Origin of the sequence: Nocardia gipuzkoensis, assembly GCF_021183645.1 — a bacterium.
GTDB lineage: Bacteria > Actinomycetota > Actinomycetes > Mycobacteriales > Mycobacteriaceae > Nocardia > Nocardia abscessus.
Window position 1 is genome coordinate 3,263,478 of sequence record NZ_CP089225.1, and the last position, 21,230, is coordinate 3,284,707.

Genomic DNA, 21,230 nt, shown 5'->3' on the forward strand with positions numbered 1-21,230 from the left:
GGCCGACGAGGCAGATCCACCTGGCCACCCTGTTCATGTGGATAGGCGGACACTCTGTAGGACCCACACTGATTTCGGTCCCGAAGTACGAGCCGGAATCAGTGTGGGTTCTCGTCTATTCGGCAGTCTCCGTCAGTAGGTCCCGCAGTTGATCGCCGTATTGCCGCAGTGCATCGGTGTGCAGCATTTCCGAATGCGTGCAGTCGATGAAGTATTCGATTGTCTCGCCTCGGACATGTGGTGCCCACAACTCGTCGGCGCGATGCCGGTCCTTCGCTGCGGTGAAGAGAACAACATCTCCGTCGAAGACCTGCGGGACGTGGTTCTGCTGGAGTTCCATGTTCCGCCAGAGGTTCTCCGCTACCAGCGCATACAGCCCCGGGCTGGCAAGATCCTCGTCGACGTGATCCAGATAGTCGTTCACCATCTCCTTGTCCTCGTCGGTCCACTCGACATCCAGATAGGTGTCCAGGATGACGAGTCGCTCGACCTCGCAGCCCCGGCGACGGAGTTCGACGGCAATTTCGTGTGCGACCATGCCGCCGAACGACCAGCCCAGCAAGCGATAAGGACCGGTGGGCTGGATTGCCTGCATCTGGTCTGCGTAGCTTCTCGCCATCGAGGTCACCGAGTCGTGCTGCGGGTCGTCGGTAGCACCGGTTTGCTGGATCGCAATGATCGGGCAATCCAGGTATCTACCGAGGTTGCGATACGGCCAGCAGATGCCGCCCCCGGGGTGGATGCAGAACAGTGGGTAGCCCGCGCCGTCCTGGATCATTTCCAGCGGCTCCAGCCTTTGCTCATGGGCAGTACGTGTCGCCGACTCTTCCCATCTGTCGGCGAGCTGGGCCGGCGTGGGGTGGTCGAAGATCACGCGGATGGGGATGTCCACGCCTAGGCGCTCGCGGATTCGGCTGGCGAGTCGGGTGGCCAGCAGGGAGTGACCGCCGAGGTCGAAGAAGTTGTCGTCGATGCCGACGGTGTCGATGCCGAGTATCTCGGCGTACAACGACGTGAGGGTGTGTTCTAGTGCGGTGCGCGGTGGCCGGTAATCGACAGCGGACGCAAGTTCCGGGTCGGGCAAAGCCGTGCGGTCGGTCTTTCCGTTGGTGGTCAGTGGAATGTGGTCGAGAACCACTATTGCCGCGGGCACCATGTACTCCGGTAGCCGATCGGCCACGTGACGCCGCAGGGCCGTGGCGTCCGTGGCGCCGGTGTCGTGCAGTGCGACGTATCCTACGAGCCGTTTCTCGCCGGTGACAGCACTCGCCCGGGCTAGTACGACAGCCTGGCGGACGGCGGTGTGTGCGGAAAGCGTCGCTTCGATTTCGCCGGGTTCGATGCGGTAGCCACGGATCTTGATCTGCTGGTCGCTGCGGCCGAGGTATTCGAGTTCGCCTTCCGGCGTCCAGCGCACCACGTCACCGGTACGGTACAGTCGGCCGTTGCCTTCACGATCGAACGGGTCGGCGACGAATCGTGCGGCGGTCGCTCCGGCCCGGTGCAGATAGCCTCGTGCCAGCTGAGCGCCGGCGACGTACAGTTCGCCCGCTACTCCGACAGGAACGGGCAGTAGATCGTCGCCCAGCACGTAGACCCGTACATTGCCCAGTGGTGTACCGATCGCGCTCGCGCTGGACCGAAGATGATGTGCTTTCAACCGAAGTTCTGTGGTGTGCACCGTGTTTTCGGTGATGCCATACATGTTCACCAGCGTCAGATCCTTCGAGCGGTCCACTGCCTGCCAGGAGAGCAGGCGCGTGGGATCGAGCGCTTCACCACCGAAGATCAACAGCCGCCACGCCGTCGGTTGCCGGTCGTGTCGCGCTCCCACCTCCAGTAGGGCGTCGAACGCGGACGGTGTCTGGTTCAGGACAGTTACCCGGTGCTCGACCAGCAGCTCCCACAACTGGTCCGGGGAGCGCACTGCCTCCCAGGAGGGTATGACAACCCTTCCTCCGTGAGCGAGCGCTGCCCAGATCTCCCACACGGAAAAGTCGAACGCTACCGAGTGGCACCACAGCCAAACATCATCGGCTCCGAAACCATATGACTGTGCGACCCCGCTCAACAGATTGACCACGTTGCTGTGTGGAACCGCCACACCTTTCGGGGCGCCCGTGGAGCCCGAAGTGTAGATCACATATGCCAGATTTCGCGGATGCAACCTTGTGGTGGTCGGAACAGTGTCCAGGACCTCGGAATCGACGGCACCGGTGAGTTCCTCGATCAACAGACACGGCACCGTCGTATCCGGCAACGCCGATGCCAGGGCACGATCGGTGAGGACGAGATCCGGTGCCGCGTCGTCGAGGATGTATCGGGTGCGTTCGGCGGGGTAGGTGGGATCGAGGGGAAGGTACGCGGCGCCGGTTTTGGTGATGGCGAGCAGGGTGACGAGTAGTTGGGGGGTGCGGGGCAGGGCGACGGCGATGATCTTCTCCGGAGCTGCTCCCTGGGCGAGAAGGTGGTGGGCCAGGTGGTTGGCGAGGGTGTCGAGTTGCTGGTAGGTGAGGTGTTGGTTGCCGTGGATGACGGCGGTGGCGTGGGGGGTGGTGCGTACGTGGTGTTCGACCCTGTCCGCGACGGTGATACCAGGGGTTTCGGTGGTGGTGTCGTTCCAATGGTGCAGAAGTTGGTGCTGTTCGGTGGCGGTGAGGGCAGTGCTGCGAGCGATGGGAATATCGGGTCGGTCGGTCAGGGCGCTCAGGAGTCGTTGGTATCGGGCAGTGATGGTTTCGATGGTGCTGTGGTCGAACAGGTCGGTGGAGTACTCGACCACTGCCGGGTACCCGAGGGAGGAGTCCGGGTCGTCGGTGATGCTGAACAGTAGGTCGAGCCGGGCGGTGTGGGTGCCGACGGTGGGGTAGTCGGTGATCTCTAGACCGGGCAGCGTGGTGGAAGTGGATCCGGCGTTCTGGAATGCCAGCGAGACTTGGAACAGGGGGTGATGAGCGGTGGAGCGGGTGGGGTTGAGCAGTTCGACAAGCCGTTCGAAGGGGGCGTCTTGGTGGGTGTAGGCGGCCAGGGCTTTATCCCGGACCTGGGTCAGTAGGTCGGTGAACGTGGTGGCGGGAGTGACGGTGGTGCGCAGGACCCAGGTGTTGACGAAGTAGCCGACCAGATCGGTCAGAGCGTCGTCGGTGCGTCCCGCTACCGGGGATCCGATCGGGATGTCGTTGCCGGCGCCGAGCTTGTGCAGCAACACGGCCAGGCCGGCTTGCAGGACCATGGACGCAGTCACGTTATGGCGCTGAGCGAGTTGGGTGATTGCGGTGCGGGTGGCGGGATCGATGGTGAAGGTGGCCAGGTCGCCCCGGTAGGTGGCGGTTTTGGGGCGGGGCCGGTCGGTGGGCAGGGTGAGCTGGTCGGGGAGATCGGCTAGTTCGGTGCGCCAATACTCGAGCTGCTGACTGATCAGGGAGCAGGGGTCGGTGTCGGAGCCGAGGATCTCGTGTTGCCACAACGTGTAGTCGGCGTATTGGACCGGCAGGGGAGTCCAGTCGGGTGCTGTGTTGTGCAGGCGTGCGGTGTAGGCGGTGGCGAGGTCGGCGAAGAGGGGTTGCATCGACCAGCCGTCACCGGCGATGTGGTGGAGCAGGAGGATGAGAGTGTGGTTGTGCGGGCCGGTGCGAACAATGCTGGCGCGCAACGGTATCTCCGTGGCGAGGTCGAAGGCGTGTCGTGCTTCGGTGGCGAGGATGGTGTCGAGGTCGGTGGTGTCGGTGGTGAGGTCGATCAGTGTGATGGGTTGGTCGATTTCGTGTGGGTGGTGGATGTGTTGGAAGGGTGTTCCGTTTGTTTGGGTGAAGGTGGTGCGGAGTGTTTCGTGGCGGGTGATGAGGTCGGTGATGGCGGTGGTGAGTGCGGTGGTGTGGAGTTTTCCGGTGAGTTGGAGGACGAGGGGCATGTTGTAGGTGGGTGAGGGGCCTTGGAGTTGGTGGATGAACCAGAGGCGTTGTTGGGCGTAGGAGAGGGGGATTTGTTGGGGGCGGTTGCGGGGTGTGAGTGGGGGGCGGGTGGTGGTGGTGTTGTTGTTGAGGTGGGTGGCGAGTTCGGTGGGGGTGGGTGCTTCGAAGATTGTTCGGATGGGGAGTTCGATGCCGAGGTGGGTGCGGATTCTGCTGATGAGGCGGGTGGCCAGGAGGGAGTGTCCGCCGAGTTGGAAGAAGTTGTCGGTGATGCCGACTCGGTCCAGGCCGAGGAGGTCGGCGAAGGCGTCGGTGAGGGTTTGTTCGTGGGTGGTGCGGGGTGGCTGGTACTCGGCGGCAGGCTCGGCCGTGGGCTCCGGTAGTGCCTTCCGGTCGAGTTTGCCGTTGGTGGTCAGGGGGAATCGGTCGAGGACAATGATCGTTGCGGGAACCATGAACTCGGGCAGCCGTGCAGACAGGTACGTTCGCAGAACCGTGGGGTCCAGGCCGGCGGTGGTGTCGGCCGCAGTTGCGTAACCCACCAACCGCTGCCCGGCGTTCGCGGCGCTCTCGTGCGCTATCACTGCGGCGCGGCCGACCGCGGGGTGAGCGGTCAGCGTCGCTTCGACTTCGCCGGGTTCGATGCGGTAGCCGCGGATCTTGACCTGGTCATCGAAGCGGCCGATGAATTCCAGCTGTCCGTCGGTGCGCCAGCGGACATTGTCGCCGGTGCGATACAACCGATCACCCGGTGTTCCGAATGGGTCGGCGACGAACCGCGATGCTGTCAGTCCCGCACGATTGAGGTATCCCCGCGCGAGACCGGAGCCGGACACGTACAACTCACCGGGCGTACCAGCGGGCACCAATTGAAGCCGCGCGTCGAGCACATACACGCGCATGCCCGAGAGGGCGGTACCGATGGGTACCGGTCCCGCGCCGATGGTGTCACCGGGTTGGGCCGAATGTGCGGTGGCGAAGGTGGTGGTCTCAGTCGGCCCGTAGCCGTTCACGATTCGTGCCGTACAGGTTGCGAGTGCCCGGGAGAACGCGTCGACCGGCATCTGTTCACCGCCGACCCAGACCTCGCGCAGACCGTTGAAGATTTCAGGATTCTCGTCGAGGAATAGTTCGAACAGCCTCGTCGTGAGGAACAGCGCACTTACCTCGCAGGAGCGGAGAATTCCGTCGAGCGCTGTCGGACTCAGGTGCCCGGGCGGGGCGATGATCGCGGTGCCACCGGTGAGCAACGGCACCCACATCTCGTAGGTGGATGCGTCGAACACCGACGGGGAATGCACTAGGACTCGGGTGTGGGCACCATTGGCGAATCTGGGATCGGTGACCAGGTCGGTCACGGCGGCGTGGGTGATACCGACGCCTTTGGGTCGTCCGGTGGATCCGGAGGTGTAGATGATGTAGGCGAGGTGCTGCGAGTGCAGCGGTGTGGTGTGAGTGAGGGGGTGGCCGCACTGGTCGGCGACGGTGCGTTGAGTGTCGGAATGATCGATCAGGATGGTCGAAGTATCGGTCGGTATGGCGGATTGCGTGGTACTGGTCAGGGTAAGGACGGGTGTGGCGTCGGCGAGGATGTACCGGATGCGTTCGGTCGGGTAACTGGGGTCTACGGGTAGGTATGCGCCTCCGGCCTTGAGTACGGCCAGGATCGCGATGATCATGTCGATCGAGCGAGGCAGCATGACGGCCACGGTGCTGTCGGGTCGCACGCCCCAGCTGATGAGCAGTCGTGCGAGTTGGTTGGATGCTTGATCGAGCTGCCGGTAGGTCAGTGACCGGTCGTGGGCTACGAGCGCGATGGCGTCGGGCTGGTGTGACGCATGGATAGCGAACAGCTCCGGAATCGACAATGGTCGAAGGTCTGTACGCCGCGTCGCGTCGCAGCTGTCCTGGTTCCACTCGCTGAGTAGCTGACGGCGTTCGATGCTGTCGAGTAGGTCGATGGATCCGATTCGTTGATCCGGATCGGCCACCACTGTCTCGAGAATCCGGAGCCATCGTGACATCAGTGTCTCGATGGTGGAGCGGTCGAAGACGTCGGTCCGGAATTCCGCGGCGCCGACGATCCCGTCGGAGTGGCCGGAGGTATCGCGGTGTTCGGTCAGACTGAGGGTCAGGTCCATGCGTGCGGTGCCGGTGTCGACGTATTCGGGACGAACTTCGATTCCGGTCATCGCGAACCGCGCCGGGTTGGTGTTGTTCCAACCGAGGACGACCTGGAACACCGGGTGGTGGGACATCGACCGTGGCGGGTTGAGGACTTCCACCAGTCGTTCGAAGGGCAGGTCTTGATGGGCGTAGGCGTCGAGGCTGTTTTCGCGCAGCTGGGTCAGTAGTCGCCGGAAGGTGGGGTTGCCGGAGGTGTCGGTGCGCAGGACGAGCGTGTTGGCGAAGTAGCCGATCAGGTCGTCGAGAGCGTTGTCGGTGCGGCCGGCGATGGGTGAACCGATCACGATGTCGTCGCCGGCTCCGGTGCGTGACAGTAGTACCGCCAGTGCGGCGTGGACGATCATGAATACGCTGGCACCGCAACTGCGGGCGAGCTCGTCGAGCTGGGCGTGCAGTGGAGCGGGCCACGAGATGAGTACCGTGTCGCCTTCGTTGGTGGCGACCGGAGGGTACGGCCGGTCGATGGGCAGGGCGATTCGCTCGGGGAGCGTGGTCAATATTCGTCGCCAGTACTCGATCTGCGTGGAGATTTCGCTGCCGGGTTCGGACTCCTCGCCGAGAATTTGGTGCTGCCATAGCGTGTAGTCGGCGTATTGCACGGGCAGCGGTGCCCACTGCGGTGTCCGGCCGACGCACCGTGCCGCATACGCCGTACTCAGATCGCGCCCCAATGGCTGCAGGGATCCGCCGTCGCCTGCGATGTGGTGCAGTAGCAGGACGAGGACGTGATCGTCGGGCGCGCGCCGAATAAGGGTCACACGCAGCGGTATCTCCGTCGCGAGGTCGAAGCAGTGGCGTGCTGCGGTGGCGAGGACGGTATCGAAATCGGCAGGGTCGGCGGTGAGGTCGATGGTGCAGACCGGGTGCCGTACTTCCCGAGGGTCGAGGATGTGCTGGTAGGCGCCGGCCGTGGGATCTTCACCGACGATGGTGCGGAGTGTTTCGTGGCGGGTGATGAGGTCGGTGATGGCGGTGGTGAGTGCGGTGGTGTGGAGTTTTCCGGTGAGTTGGAGGACGAGGGGCATGTTGTAGGTGGGTGAGGGGCCTTGGAGTTGGTGGATGAACCAGAGGCGTTGTTGGGCGTAGGAGAGGGGGATTTGTTGGGGGCGGTTGCGGGGTGTGAGTGGGGGGCGGGTGGTGGTGGTGTTGTTGTTGAGGTGGGTGGCGAGTTCGGTGGGGGTGGGTGCTTCGAAGATTGTTCGGATGGGGAGTTCGATGCCGAGGTGGGTGCGGATTCTGCTGATGAGGCGGGTGGCCAGGAGGGAGTGTCCGCCGAGTTGGAAGAAGTTGTCGGTGATGCCGACTCGGTCCAGGCCGAGGAGGTCGGCGAAGGCGTCGGTGAGGGTTTGTTCGTGGGTGGTGCGGGGTGGTTGGTATTGGGTGGTGGGGTGGAATTGTGGTTGGGGTAGGGCTTTGCGGTCGAGTTTGCCGTTGGTGGTCAGGGGGAATTGATCGAGCACGGTGATCACAGCGGGAACCATGAAATCGGGCAGTCGTGCGGACAGGTAGGACTGCACAGATCCGACCTCGACACGGGTACGCGCGTCGGCAGCGGTGACATACGCGACAAGGTGTTTGATGCCCGTCGCTATTTCGTGAGTCACCACCGCGGCGCGGCCGATAGCGGGGTGTGTGACGAGCACCGTCTCGATCTCGCCGGGTTCGATTCGATAGCCGCGGATTTTGACCTGGTCGTCGGTACGGCCAACGAATTCCAGGTGCCCGTCGGCGCGCCAGCGCACGATGTCGCCGGTGCGGTAGAGCCGCTGCCCCGGTGCCCCGAAGGGGTCGGCGACGAACCGCGACGCTGTCATCGCGGCTTGGCCGAGGTATCCCCGTGCAATACCGGAGCCCGACACATAGAGTTCGCCGGTGGTTCCTACGGGCACCAGCTGCAGTCGTCTGTCGAGGACATGAACACGCATGCCGGACAGAGGTCTGCCGATGGGGATCGGGCCGTCGCCGATGTCTTCCTGGTGCTGGAACGGGCGGCTGGTGGTGAAAGTGGTGGTTTCGGTCGGGCCGTAGACGTGCACGATTCGCGCGGTGCAGGTGGATACGGCACGGGTGAACGTTTCGACCGGCATCAGTTCGCCACCGGTCCAGATCTCGCGGAGCCCGGCGAATACGTCGGGGTCATCATCGAGGAGGAGTTCGAACAACCTTGTGGTGAGGAATAGTGCGCTCACCCTGTTCGGCTGGATGACCTGTGCGAACGTCGCCGTGTCCAGACGTCCGGGAGGAGCGATCACCGCCGCGCCGCCGTTCAGCAGTGGCACCCACATTTCGTAGGTGGAGGCATCGAACACCGAGGGCGAATGGACCAGGACCCGGGTGTGGGCGCCATTGGCGAACGCCGGGTCGGTGGCCAGGTCGGACACCGCGGCGTGGGTGGTGATGACGCCTTTGGGCCGGCCGGTCGAGCCTGAGGTGTAGATGACATAGGCGGGGTGTAGTGGATGCAGTCGGCTGCCACGGTCGGCATCGGTGAGCGGGCGGTCGTCGTGAGCGGCGAGGGCGTGGACGACGTCGGGGTCGTCGACCACGATCACCAGGGTGCCGGCAGGCATGGCGCCGGACAGAGCCGTTTGTGTTGTGCTGGTCAGGATCGAGACAGGCGCCGCGTCGGTGAGTGTGTACGCGATGCGTTCGCGCGGATGATCCGGATCGATGGGCAGATACGCGCCGCCGGCCTTGAGGACCGCCAGGACCGCCACGACCATCTCGATCGAGCGGGGCAGCATCACGGCCACGATCGTGTCCGGCTGCACGCCGCGGCTGATGAGCAGTCGCGCCAACCGGTTCGAGGCGCGATCGAGCTGGTCGTAGCTCAGCGACCGACTCTCGAATATCAACGCGGGCGCATCGGGTCCGCGTCCGACCTGGGCCGCGAACAGGTCCGGTATCAGTGCATTGCGTTCGTTCGGTGATTCGGCCGGTAGGTTCCAATCGAGCAGCAGTTGCCGCCGCTCGGTGTCGTCGAGCAGATCGATCGTTCCGACTCGACGGTCCGGGTCGGCCACCACCGCCTCGAGAATTCGCTGCCAGCGTGAAACCAGCGTCTCGATCGTCACCCGGTCGAACACATCGGTGCGGAATTCGGCGGCACCGACGATTCCGCCGTCCCCGCGACCGGAGCCACTGCGGTGTTCGGTCAGGCTGAAGGTCAGGTCCATCCGGGAGGTGCCGGTGCCGATGAACGCGGGACGGACCTCGAGCCCGGGCGCCGTGAACTCGCCCGCAGCGGTGTTGTTCCAGCCGAGAACGACCTGGAACACCGGGTGATGAGACATCGACCGTGGCGGGTTGAGGATTTCCACCAGTCGTTCGAAGGGCAGGTCTTGATGGGCGTAGGCGTCGAGGCTGCGTTCGCGCAGCTGGGCCAGGAGTTCCCGGAAAGACGGGTTTCCCGACATGTCGGTACGCAGTACCAAAGTATTCGCGAAGAATCCGACCAATTGGTCGAGCGCGTCGTCGGTGCGACCGGCGATCGGTGAACCGATCACGATGTCTTCGTCGCCGCCGATCCGCGACAGCAGCACCGCCAGCGCACCGTGGACAACCATGAAGACACTCACTCCGCAACGGCGGGCGAGTTCATCGAGCCGGGTATGCAGCTCCGCGGGCCAGGACATCAAAACTGTGTCACCCGCATTGGAGGCCCTCTGTGGATATGGCCGGTCGATCGGCAGGGTGATTCGCTCGGGCAACTCGGTCAATGCCTGCTGCCAGTACCGCATCTGTGCCGAAATTTCACTGTCGGGATCGGACTCCGCGCCGAGGGATGCCTGCTGCCAGAGCGTGTAATCGGCGTATTGCACAGGAAGCGGCGCCCAATCCGGCTTCGTGCCTTGTACTCGTGCGGTGTAGGCGGTGATGAGGTCGGTGAACAGGGGATGCATGGATCCTCCGTCGCCGGCGATGTGGTGGAGCAGGAGGACAAGGGTGTGCTTGTCGGGTGCGGTTCGGACGATCGTGGTGCGCAGTGGTACTTCGGTGGCGAGGTCGAAGGGGTGGCGTGCCGCGGCGGCAAGGACAGACTCGAGGTCGGCAGGGCTGGTAGTGAGATCAATAACGGTGCGCGTGATGTCGATGTCGCCGGGTCGGTGAATGAGTTGGAAGGGTTCGCCATCCATTTCGGTGAATGTGGTGCGGAGCGTTTCGTGGCGAGCTATGAGGTCGCCGATGGCGGTGGTGAGTGCGGTGGTGTCGAGGGTGCCGGTCAGCTCGAGCACGAGCGGCATGTTGTAAGTGGGTGAAGGGCCCTCGAGCCGGTGAACGAACCACAGCCGTCGCTGGGCGAACGACAAAGGAATTCGGTCGGGGCGCAATTGCGGGATGAGGGGAGTGCGGGTGCAGAAGTTGTCGACGAGTTGTCGTGCCAGTTCTGCTGGTGTGGGCGCGTCGAAGACGACGCGGATGGGAACCTCGATGCCCAGCTCGGTGCGGATTCTGCTGACGAGACGGGTGGCCAGAAGTGAGTGCCCCCCGAGCTGGAAGAAGTTGTCGTCGACGCCGATTCGGTCGTGGCCGAGGATATCGGCGAAGGCATCCACGAGGACTTGTTCACGCACGCTCTCTGGGGCCCGGTACTCCGAGACCGCGGTGAACAACGGCACGGGCAAGGCCGCGGCGTCGAGTTTTCCGTTGGCCGTCAACGGGAAGCGATCCAGCACCACGATCGAGTCGGGGACCATGAACGACGGCAACTGCCGCCGTACGTAGGCGCGTAGCTCCTCCGCGAGACCCGGGATGTCGGCCTGGTGGGCGGTGGTGTAGGCGATGAGGTGTGTAGTGGTGGGAGTGTGATGTGTGGTGATGTGTGCTCGGCGGATGGCCGGATGGGCGGCGAGCGCGGACTCGATCTCGCCCGGTTCTATCCGGTAGCCGCGAATCTTGATCTGAGAATCGCTGCGACCGAGATATTCCAGTTCGCCGCTGGATGTCCATCGAACGAGATCACCGGTGCGGTACATGCGTTGCCCCGGCTCGCCGAACGGATTGGCGACGAATCGCTGTGCGGTCAGTTCGTGCCGGTTGGTGTAGCCCCGGGCGAGTTGGACACCAGCCAAATAGAGCTCACCGGTCACACCGAGTGGTACCGGTCGGAGGTACGAATCCAGCACGAACACCTGCGTGTTCCACACCGGTGCACCGATCGGGATGATTTGTGGTGCAGCGCCGTCGGGCGCCTCGCTGCGGCGTGGGCATGCCCAATGTGTGACGTCCACTGCTGCCTCGGTGGGACCGTACAGGTTGTGCAGTGCGGCGCTCGAGATCGCAGTGAACGCGCGAACGGTCTCGGCCCCCAGAGCTTCGCCGCTACAGAACACGCGACGCAGTGACTCGGGCGCCTTTTGTCCCACCGCAACGAACTCAGCCAACATCGACGGAACGAAATGGACCGCGGTGACCTCGGCGGCACGAATCAGCCCCGCCAGGTAGACCGGGTCACGGTGCCCGCCCGGCACGGCCATCACGAGCCGAGCGCCGACCCGCAGCGGCCAGAAGAACTCCCACACCGACACGTCGAAGGTCGCAGGAGTTTTCTGCAGCACCGCATCGGTCGCATCGAGCGGGAAGGTGTGCTGCATCCAACGCAAACGGTTGTCTATCGCGGCGTGGGAAACCACGACGCCTTTGGGTTCTCCGGTCGATCCCGAGGTGAAGATCACGTATGCCGGGTGGTCGTGGCGTAATGGGGTGATCCGGTCGGTGTCGGTGATCGTGCCGGGGTCCCGGTCGGCAAGGTCGAGGCTGTCCACGTCAATCCGGACGATCTCCGCGGGTAGCGCGACCGGTGATGCCGACACCGCCAGTACACACACCGCGTCGGCGGCCGATAGCACAGCGCGGATGCGGTCGGCCGGATATTCCGGATCGAGCGGCAGGTAAGCGCCACCGGCCTTCACGATCGCGTACATGGCGACCACCAGATCCAGGCTGCGCTCGATGATCAGACCGACCACCGACTCCGGGCCGACACCCTCCTCGATGAGCGCACGCGCCAGCCGGTTCGACCGATCGTCGAGCTCTGCGTAGGTCAGTGCGTGGTCTTCGAACCGCACGGCTGTGGCAGCCGGGGTGCGGGTCACCTGGTCGGAGAAGGCCTGCGGCAGCGTGGTATGGGGAGCGTCGGCGGCGGTGTCGTTCCGGTGGTGGAGGAGTTCGTGTTGTTCGGCGTCGGTGAGGGCGGTGATATGGCCGAGGGGGAGATGGGGTCGGTCGATGAGGTCGGTGAGGAGTTGTCGGTATCGGATGATGATCGTTTCGACGGTGCGGGCGTCGTAGAGATCGGTGGAATATTCGATGACGGCGGGGTACCCGTCGGCAGCATCGGAAGTGTCGGTGAAGTTGAACAGCAGATCGAGCCGGGCGGTGTGGGTGCCGGCGGTGGGGTAGTCGGTGATCTCCAGACCGGGCAGCGTGGTCCCGGTGGTGGCTCCCGCGTTCTGGAATGCCAGCGATATCTGGAACAAGGGATGGTGGGCGGTGGAGCGCGCCGGGTTGAGCAGTTCGACAAGTCGTTCGAAGGGGGCGTCTTGGTGGGTGTAGGCGGCCAGGGCCTTCTCCCGAACCTGGGTGAGCAGCTCGGTGAAGGTGGTGGTGGAGGTGATGGTGGTGCGCAGGACCCAGGTGTTGACGAAGTAGCCGACCAGATCGTTGAGGGCGTCGTCGGTGCGTCCGGCTACCGGGGATCCGATCGGGATGTCGTTGCCGGCGCCGAGCTTGTGCAGCAATACCGCTAGGCCGGCTTGCAGGACCATGGCTGGGGTGGCGTTGTGGCGCTGCGCGAGTTGAGCGATCGCGGCACGAGTGGCAGGGCTGATGGTGAAGGTGGCCAGGTCGCCCCGGTAGGTCGCGGTTTTGGGCCGGGGCCGGTCGGTGGGCAGGGTGAGCTGGTCGGGGAGACCGGCGAGTTCGGTGCGCCAGTAGTGGAATTGTCCACTGATCAGGGAGTCTGGGTCGGATTCCTCGCCGAGGACTTCACGTTGCCAGAGGGTGTAGTCGGCGTATTGGACCGGGAGGGGAGTCCAGTCGGGTGCTGTGTTGTGCAGGCGTGCGGTGTAGGCGGTGGCGAGGTCGGTGAACAGGGGTTGCATCGACCAGGCGTCACCGGCGATGTGGTGGAGCAGCAGCACGAGGACGTGATGGTCGGGAGCAACTCGGATAAGACTCGGACGCAGCGGTATTTCGCGAGAAAGGTCGAAGGCGTGTCGTGCTTCGGTGGCGAGGATGGTGTCGAGGTCGGTGGTGTCGGTGGTGAGGTCGATCAGTGTGATGGGTTGGTCGATTTCGTGTGGGTGGTGGATGTGTTGGAAGGGTGTTCCGTTTGTTTGGGTGAAGGTGGTGCGGAGTGTTTCGTGGCGGGTGATGAGGTCGGTGATGGCGGTGGTGAGTGCGGTGGTGTGGAGTTTTCCGGTGAGTTGGAGGACGAGGGGCATGTTGTAGGTGGGTGAGGGGCCTTGGAGTTGGTGGATGAACCAGAGGCGTTGTTGGGCGTAGGAGAGGGGGATTTGTTGGGGGCGGTTGCGGGGTGTGAGTGGGGGGCGGGTGGTGGTGGTGTTGTTGTTGAGGTGGGTGGCGAGTTCGGTGGGGGTGGGTGCTTCGAAGATTGTTCGGATGGGGAGTTCGATGCCGAGGTGGGTGCGGATTCTGCTGATGAGGCGGGTGGCCAGGAGGGAGTGTCCGCCGAGTTGGAAGAAGTTGTCGGTGATGCCGACTCGGTCCAGGCCGAGAACATCGGCGAACGCTTTGACCAGCACCTGCTCACGGCTGGTGCGGGGTGACTGATACTCGGTGGCGCTGGTGAAAACCGGGTCGGGTAGCGCCGCGATGTCGAGTTTGCCATTGGAGGTCAGCGGGAATCGGTCGAGGATGATGATCGAGTCGGGGACCATGAACGAGGGCATCCGGTCGCGCACGTACGTGCGTAGCTCCTCCATCAAGCGAGCGTCGCCCGGCCGATTCGTGTATCGCTCGATCGAGGGAGTCGGCACATAAGCATCGGCCAGCAGCCTGCCGCTGACGAAGGCTGCGTCGGCGAAGACGGCGTCCATGCATCCCTTGCGGGCGGACCAGGTAACCGCTGTCGTGTATCCGAGTTCTTCACCGAGCCCATAGACCTGTTCCGGCAGCATGCCGGCACTCGGATGATCGACGAGATCGGCTAGTGATTCTTCGGCGGCATGGAGCCCGTCGACTGTGGCGACCGGCTGCCCCGCCATCACCCGCTGCGCCACCGCGATTTCGTCGACGAGACCCAGATGCGGAATCCCTGTCACCCGGATCGCCCTGTGCACACGGGTATGGAGTAGGTGCACCAAAGCCGGGCGATCGCTGTAGCGGACTTCCGAAGTTGCCGCGACCGACAGCACAGCTGATGAGTTTTTGTGCAGGACGACGTCGTAGCGATAGCGCGTCAGCTCGTTGATCGAGACCCCGCGCTTGAGCTGGATATCCACGGCGCCTATGTCGGGCATCTGCTCGGCCAGTGCGCTGAAGTAGTCAGGAGCGACCAGCAGCTCTCGTTCGGTCGCGACCCTCCGGTGCACCTGCTTGCGGATCACCGAGGATGGCGCACCACTGTCAAGTGCGACCTCGATATTCGATGCGAATACCTCGAGCAGGCGGTGATTCCGTACATCGCCGACGAACATGGTGCCCTCAGTAGCCAACAGTCGCGCGGCGGTGCCGAGTACCCTGTCCAGATACTCCCTGCTGGGGAAGTACTGAATCACCGAGTTGAGAATCACGGTGTCGAAGTAGCCCTCCGGCAACCCAGCCGCATCCTCGGCAGTCCTGACGCTCAGCACCACGCGGTCGGCCCATTCGGCTCCGGAGGCACGCAGATCGGTCCGCAGCGCATCGATGGTGGCAGCCGAGAAGTCGGAGGCCCAGTACTCGTCGCAGTGTGGTGCCACTTGCGACAGCAGCAGTCCTGACCCCACACCGATCTCGAGGACCCGCCGAGGGTTCAAGGCCAGAATCCGCTCGACAGTAGTCGCTCGCCACTCACGCATATGCTCGATCGGGAGAGGTGCGCGAGTGTAACTGCTCGTCCAGCCGCTGAAATCGGCGCCGAAGCCTGCGTTTCGTCCATCCTCAGATCCGAAATCTCCGCCGGAATAGAGGTCTTCGGAGATCTCGCACCACTCCTGTACGAGTTCGTCCTCGTAGGTGGAGTGATGGGTGGTGACGTAGGCGACGAGGTGTGTGGTGGTCGGTGTGTGGTGGGTGGCGATGTGTGTTTGGTGGACGTTGGGGTGGCTGGTGAGGGTGGTTTCGATTTCGGCGGGTTCGATGCGGTAGCCGCGGATTTTGATTTGGGTGTCGGTGCGGCCGTGGTATTCGAGTTGGCCGTCGGGTGTCCAGCGGGCGAGGTCTCCGGTGCGGTACATGCGTTGTCCGGGCGTGCCGAAGGGGTTGGCGACGAATCGTTGTGCGCTGAGGTCGGCGCGGCCGGTGTAGCCGCGGGCGAGTTGGGCGCCGGCCAGGTAGAGCTCGCCGGTGACGCCGACGGGCACCAGCTGCAGAAGCGAATCCAGCACGTACACGCGCGTGTTTACCACCGGCGCGCCGATCGGCACGATGGTCCGCAGCGGAGTCGACTCGACGGTGTCGTATTCGGACACGCAGGCTGTTGTTTCTGTCGGCCCGTAGCCGTTGGTGAGCTGTATTTGCGGGTGCCGGGTATGGACCGCACGAACCAGCGCGGGTGGGAGTTCGGCGCCGCCGGAGAGGATATGGCACAAGCTCTGCAGCGGGTCGGTGTCGAGGTGTTGGGTGTGTTCGGTGAGGGCGGTGAGTAGGGGTGGGGTGAGGAAGGTTTTGGTGATGTGGTGGGTGGTGATCAGGTGGGTGATTTCGGTGATGTCGGAGCGTGGTTCGCTGGCGAGGACGAGGGTGGCGCCGGTGGTGAGGGTGGGCCAGATTTCGTAGATGGAGGCGTCGAATGCGATGGAGCAGTGGGCCAGGACGCGGTCGGCGGGGGTGAGTGGCCATGCTTGGGCGAGGAGGTTGGTGAGGTTGGCGTGGGTGATGCCGACGCCTTTGGGTCGTCCGGTGGATCCGGAGGTGTAGATGATGTAGGCGAGGTGTTCGGGGTGCGGCGATGTGGCTGTGGGTGCAGGTGCGTTTGAGGCCGCGCTGTCCGGATGGATGTGAGGTACAGCGGTGTGGGGCAGAGGGAGGGCTGAGTCGGTGACGATCGCTATGGGGTGTGCGTCGTCCAGGATGTACTGCGTGCGTTCGGTGGGGTAGGTGGGATCGAGGGGAAGGTACGCGGCGCCGGTTTTGGCGATGGCGAGCAGAGTGACGAGTAGTTCGGCGGTGCGGGGTAGGAGGACGGCAATAGTCGTTTCGGGGCCTGCTCCGTGGGTGAGGAGGTGGAGGCTGAGGTCCGCGGCTCGGGTGTCGAGTTCGCGGTAGGTCAGGTGATGGTCGCCGCAGATGACGGCAATGGCGTCCGGAGTTGTGCGTGCGTGGTCTTCGACGAGGTCCGCGAGGGTCGTGTGCGGGGTTTCGGTGGTGGTGTTGTTCCAGTGGTGGAGCAGTTGGTGTCGTTCAGTGGCGGTGAGGGTGGTGATGCGGGCGAGTGGCGTGTGAGGTTGGTCGGTGAGGGTGCTGAGGAGACCTTGGTATCGGGCAGTGATGGCTTCGATGGTGGTGTGGTCGAACAGGTCGGTGGAGTACTCGACGACCGCGGGGTATCCGGAGGTGGGGTCGGGGGTGTCGGTGATGTTGAACAGTAGGTCGAGCCGGGCGGTATGAGTGGTGGTGAGGTGGTTGGTGATCTCGAGACCGGGAAGTTCGGTGGAGTTGGTACCGGCGTTTTGAAATGCCAGCGAGATCTGGAACAGGGGGTGATGGGCGGTGGAGCGGGTGGGGTTGAGCAGTTCGACGAGTCGTTCGAAGGGGGCGTCTTGGTGGGTGTAGGCGGCGAGGGCCTTCTCGCGAACTTGGGTGAGTAGGTCGGTGAAGGTGGTGGTGGAGGTGATGGTGGTGCGCAGGACCCAGGTGTTGACGAAGTAGCCGACCAGATCGTTGAGGGCGTCGTCGGTGCGTCCGGCTACCGGGGATCCGATCGGGATGTCGTTGCCGGCGCCGAGCTTGTGCAGCAATACCGCTAGGCCGGCTTGCAGGACCATGGCTGGGGTGGCGTTGTGCTGGTGGGCGAGTTGGGTGATTGCGGTGCGGGTGGCGGGATCGATGGTGAAGGTGGCCAGGTCACCCCGGTAGGTCGCGGTTTTGGGCCGGGGCCGGTCGGTGGGCAGGGTGAGCTGGTCGGGGAGACCGGCGAGTTCGGTGCGCCAATACTCGAGTTGCCGGTTGATCAGGGAGTCTGGGTCGGATTCCTCGCCGAGGACTTCACGTTGCCAGAGGGTGTAGTCGGCGTATTGGACCGGGAGGGGAGTCCAGTCGGGTGCTGTGTTGTGCAGGCGTGCGGTGTAGGCGGTGGCGAGGTCGGTGAACAGGGGTTGCATCGACCAGCCGTCACCGGCGATGTGGTGGAGCAGCAGAACGAGGATGTGATCTTCGGGGCCGGTGCGGAAGAGGGCGACGCGCAGCGGAATTTCGTTGACGAGGTCGAACGTACGGCGCGCTTCGGTGATCAGGATGGTGTCGAGGTCGCCGGGATCGGTGGTCAGGTCTGTGATGGTGACGGGAATTTCGAGGTGATCGGGGTGGTGGATGTGTTGGAAGGCGCGTCCGTCTGTTTCGGTGAAGGTGGTGCGGAGTGTTTCGTGGCGGGTGATGAGGTCGGTGATGGCGGTGGTGAGTGCGGTGGTGTGGAGTTTTCCGGTGAGTTGGAGGACGAGGGGCATGTTGTAGGTGGGTGAGGGGCCTTGGAGTTGGTGGATGAACCAGAGGCGTTGTTGGGCGTAGGAGAGGGGGATTTGTTGGGGGCGGTTGCGGGGTGTGAGTGGGGGGCGGGTGGTGGTGGTGTTGTTGTTGAGGTGGGTGGCGAGTTCGGTGGGGGTGGGTGCTTCGAAGATTGTTCGGATGGGGAGTTCGATGCCGAGGTGGGTGCGGATTCTGCTGATGAGGCGGGTGGCCAGGAGGGAGTGTCCGCCGAGTTGGAAGAAGTTGTCGGTGATGCCGACTCGGTCCAGGCCGAGGAGGTCGGCGAAGGCGTCGGTGAGGGTTTGTTCGTGGGTGGTGCGGGGTGGTTGGTATTGGGTGGTGGGGTGGAATTGTGGTTGGGGTAGGGCTTTGCGGTCGAGTTTGCCGTTGGTGGTCAGGGGGAATTGATCGAGCACGGTGATCACAGCGGGAACCATGAAGGCCGGAAGCTGCTCACGCGCGTGTGCACGCAGTTCCTCCGCCAGACCGGCGTCGTGGGCTCGGTCCGCGACGACATAGGCGATGAGGTACGTCCCGGTGGAGGCGCGGTGTGTGGTGACGTGGACTCGATCGACGGCGGGGTGGCTGGTGAGGGTGGTTTCGATTTCGGCGGGTTCGATGCGGTAGCCGCGGATTTTGATTTGGGTGTCGGTGCGGCCGTGGTATTCGAGTTGGCCGTCGGGTGTCCAGCGGGCGAGGTCTCCGGTGCGGTACATGCGTTGTCCGGGCGTGCCGAAGGGGTTGGCGACGAATCGTTGTGCGCTGAGGTCGGCGCGGCCGGTGTAGCCGCGGGCGAGTTGGGCGCCGGCCAGGTAGAGCTCGCCGGTGACGCCGACGGGCACCAGCTGCAGAAGCGAATCCAGCACGAAGACCTGTGTATTGGGTGCCGGCGTCCCGATCGGCACCGTCGTGTACACCGTCTGAGGCCGGGTGGTGTGCGAGGTGACGGTCACCGTCGCCTCGGTAGGCCCGTACAGATTGGTCAGTTCGACATGCGGATAACGAGTGTGCAGAGCCTCCACGACCGCGGGCTGCAGCACATCTGCTCCGGTATTGATACACCCGAGACTTTCGAGGTGTTGGGTGTGTTCGGTGAGGGCGGTGAGTAGGGGTGGGGTGAGGAAGGTTTTGGTGATGTGGTGGGTGGTGATCAGGTGGGTGATTTCGGTGATGTCGGAGCGTGGTTCGCTGGCGAGGACGAGGGTGGCGCCGGTGGTGAGGGTGGGCCAGATTTCGTAGATGGAGGCGTCGAATGCGATGGAGCAGTGGGCCAGGACGCGGTCGGCGGGGGTGAGTGGCCATGCTTGGGCGAGGAGGTTGGTGAGGTTGGCGTGGGTGATGCCGACGCCTTTGGGTCGTCCGGTGGATCCGGAGGTGTAGATGATGTAGGCGAGATTTTCGGGGTGGTGTCGCGTGGTGTACCCGAGTTCAGCGAGGGGGTCGTTGGTCAGTGTGTGTCGGGTGTCGGGGTGGTCGACCAGGATGGGGGGGATGTCCGCTGGTATGGCGAATTGTGCCAATTGGTCTGTACTGGTGACGGCGACTACCGGTGTTGCGTCGTTCAGGATGTAGTGGGTGCGTTCAGCGGGATAGGTCGGATCGATGGGTAGATATGCGCCGCCGGCTTTCAGCACCGCCACGACGGCGATGATCATGTCGATCGAGCGAGGCAGCATGACGGCCACGATGGTGTCGGGTTCGACGCCCTGGCTGATCAGCAGTCGGGCGAGTTGGCTGGATGCCTGGTCGAGTTGCCGGTAGGTCAGCGTCCGGTCTTGGGAAATGACCGCGGTGGCGTGCGGGCTTGTGCGGGCGTGGTGTTCGACCATGTCCGCGACGGCAGCATGAGGTATGTCGGCGGTGGTGTCGTTCCATTCGTGCAACAACCGACGTCGTTCCTGCTCGTCGAGCAGATCCAGGACACCGATCGGGGCGTCGGGCTGCTCCGACAATCGTTCGGTCAGCAAGCGAGTCTGGTCAGCGATGCGCTCGATAGTGCTGCGCTCGAACAGCGCGGTCGCATAGGTGAGGAGCCAACGCAGCCGGGATGGCGCCACGGAGACGAAGAACTCGATATCGAACCTTGCTGTCGCATTCTCGGCCGGGGGAAAGGGTTCTGCCTCCAGGTCGGCCCACGGCGCCGGGGATGGTGACTCTACTTCCAGATCGAAGACAACCTCGCTGAGCGGGTTTCGGCTGAGGTCTGGTGCCGCTCCGATGCTTCGGACAACCTCGGTGAAGGGAACGTCTTGATAGCGGTGCGCATCGAGCACTGTGCGGCGTACTTGTCTGAGTACGTCGCGGAAGCTCTTTTCGGCATCGACATCGGCCCGTATGACGAGCATATTGACGAACATGCCGATGGTGTCTTGGACGTCGAGAGATGTACGGCCGCCGACCGGGATGGTGACCGAGACATCGGCGCGGCCGGTTCGTTTGGCTATCAGCACCAGAACGACGGCGAGCAGGCCCATGAACGGGCTGAGCCGTTCGTGCCGGAACAGTGATTGGAGCCGATCCACGCTCGCTCCGTGCACAGTGAATTCCACTGATCCGCCCTCGAGGGACAGAACTGCCGGCCGTCGATGATCCGTGGGCAGATCCAGCGGTGCGAGATCGGTGAGTTGATCCTGCCAGTAGGTCAGCTGATCGTGCCGGGCGCGAACGCGGTCGGCGCTGGATTCCCGAATGGCATAGTCGATGAAGTCGAGTTGGGCGGTCTGTGGGGCAAGCGCCCCGGGGTTCGCGTCTTCGGTGAGGTATGCCTCGGCCAGCTGTCGGGCGAAGACCTCCAGTGACCATCCGTCACTGATGATGTGGTGCATCCATACCGACAACACGTGGTCCTCGGCGTCGAACGCGATGAGCAATGCACCCGCCACTGGACCGCGCAGAAGATCAACCGGGTTGCGCCGGTGCTGGTCGACGAGCTGCCGCGCACGGGCGTCCCGCGCGTCGGCGAGCGATCCGGTGAGATCCGTTGTCTCGAGCGGCAGCGTGGTGTGTGGCGACACTCGCTGGAACGGCCTGCCACGCTCGTCGACATCGAAGGTCGTGCGCAGACTGGAGTTTCGCGACGCCACTGCGGCCAAAGCTCGTTCGAGCTTGCCTCGGTCGAGCCGCCCGCGCAGTCGCAGGACAGTCGAAATCGTGTACGCACTGGTGTCGGGCGCGATTTGCATGATGAACCACAGACGCTCCTGGGCGGCTGTCAGCCACGCGGTCCGCAGTCCGTCGGCATCGGTCGTCCTCTGCGACTGCACGGATTCCGACTTGTCGTTCATG

Annotated in this window: 1 protein-coding gene; it reads right to left on the reverse strand. The window is 63.9% G+C overall.

Translation table 11 applies throughout. The annotated features are described in order from the left end of the window. Window positions 1-115: 115 nt before the first annotated feature. Window positions 116-21,229, reverse strand: a complete 21,114-nt coding sequence (locus tag LTT66_RS14680; protein ID WP_233067707.1) for a non-ribosomal peptide synthase/polyketide synthase — start codon at window positions 21,227-21,229, stop codon at window positions 116-118. Window position 21,230: the final 1 nt, after the last annotated feature.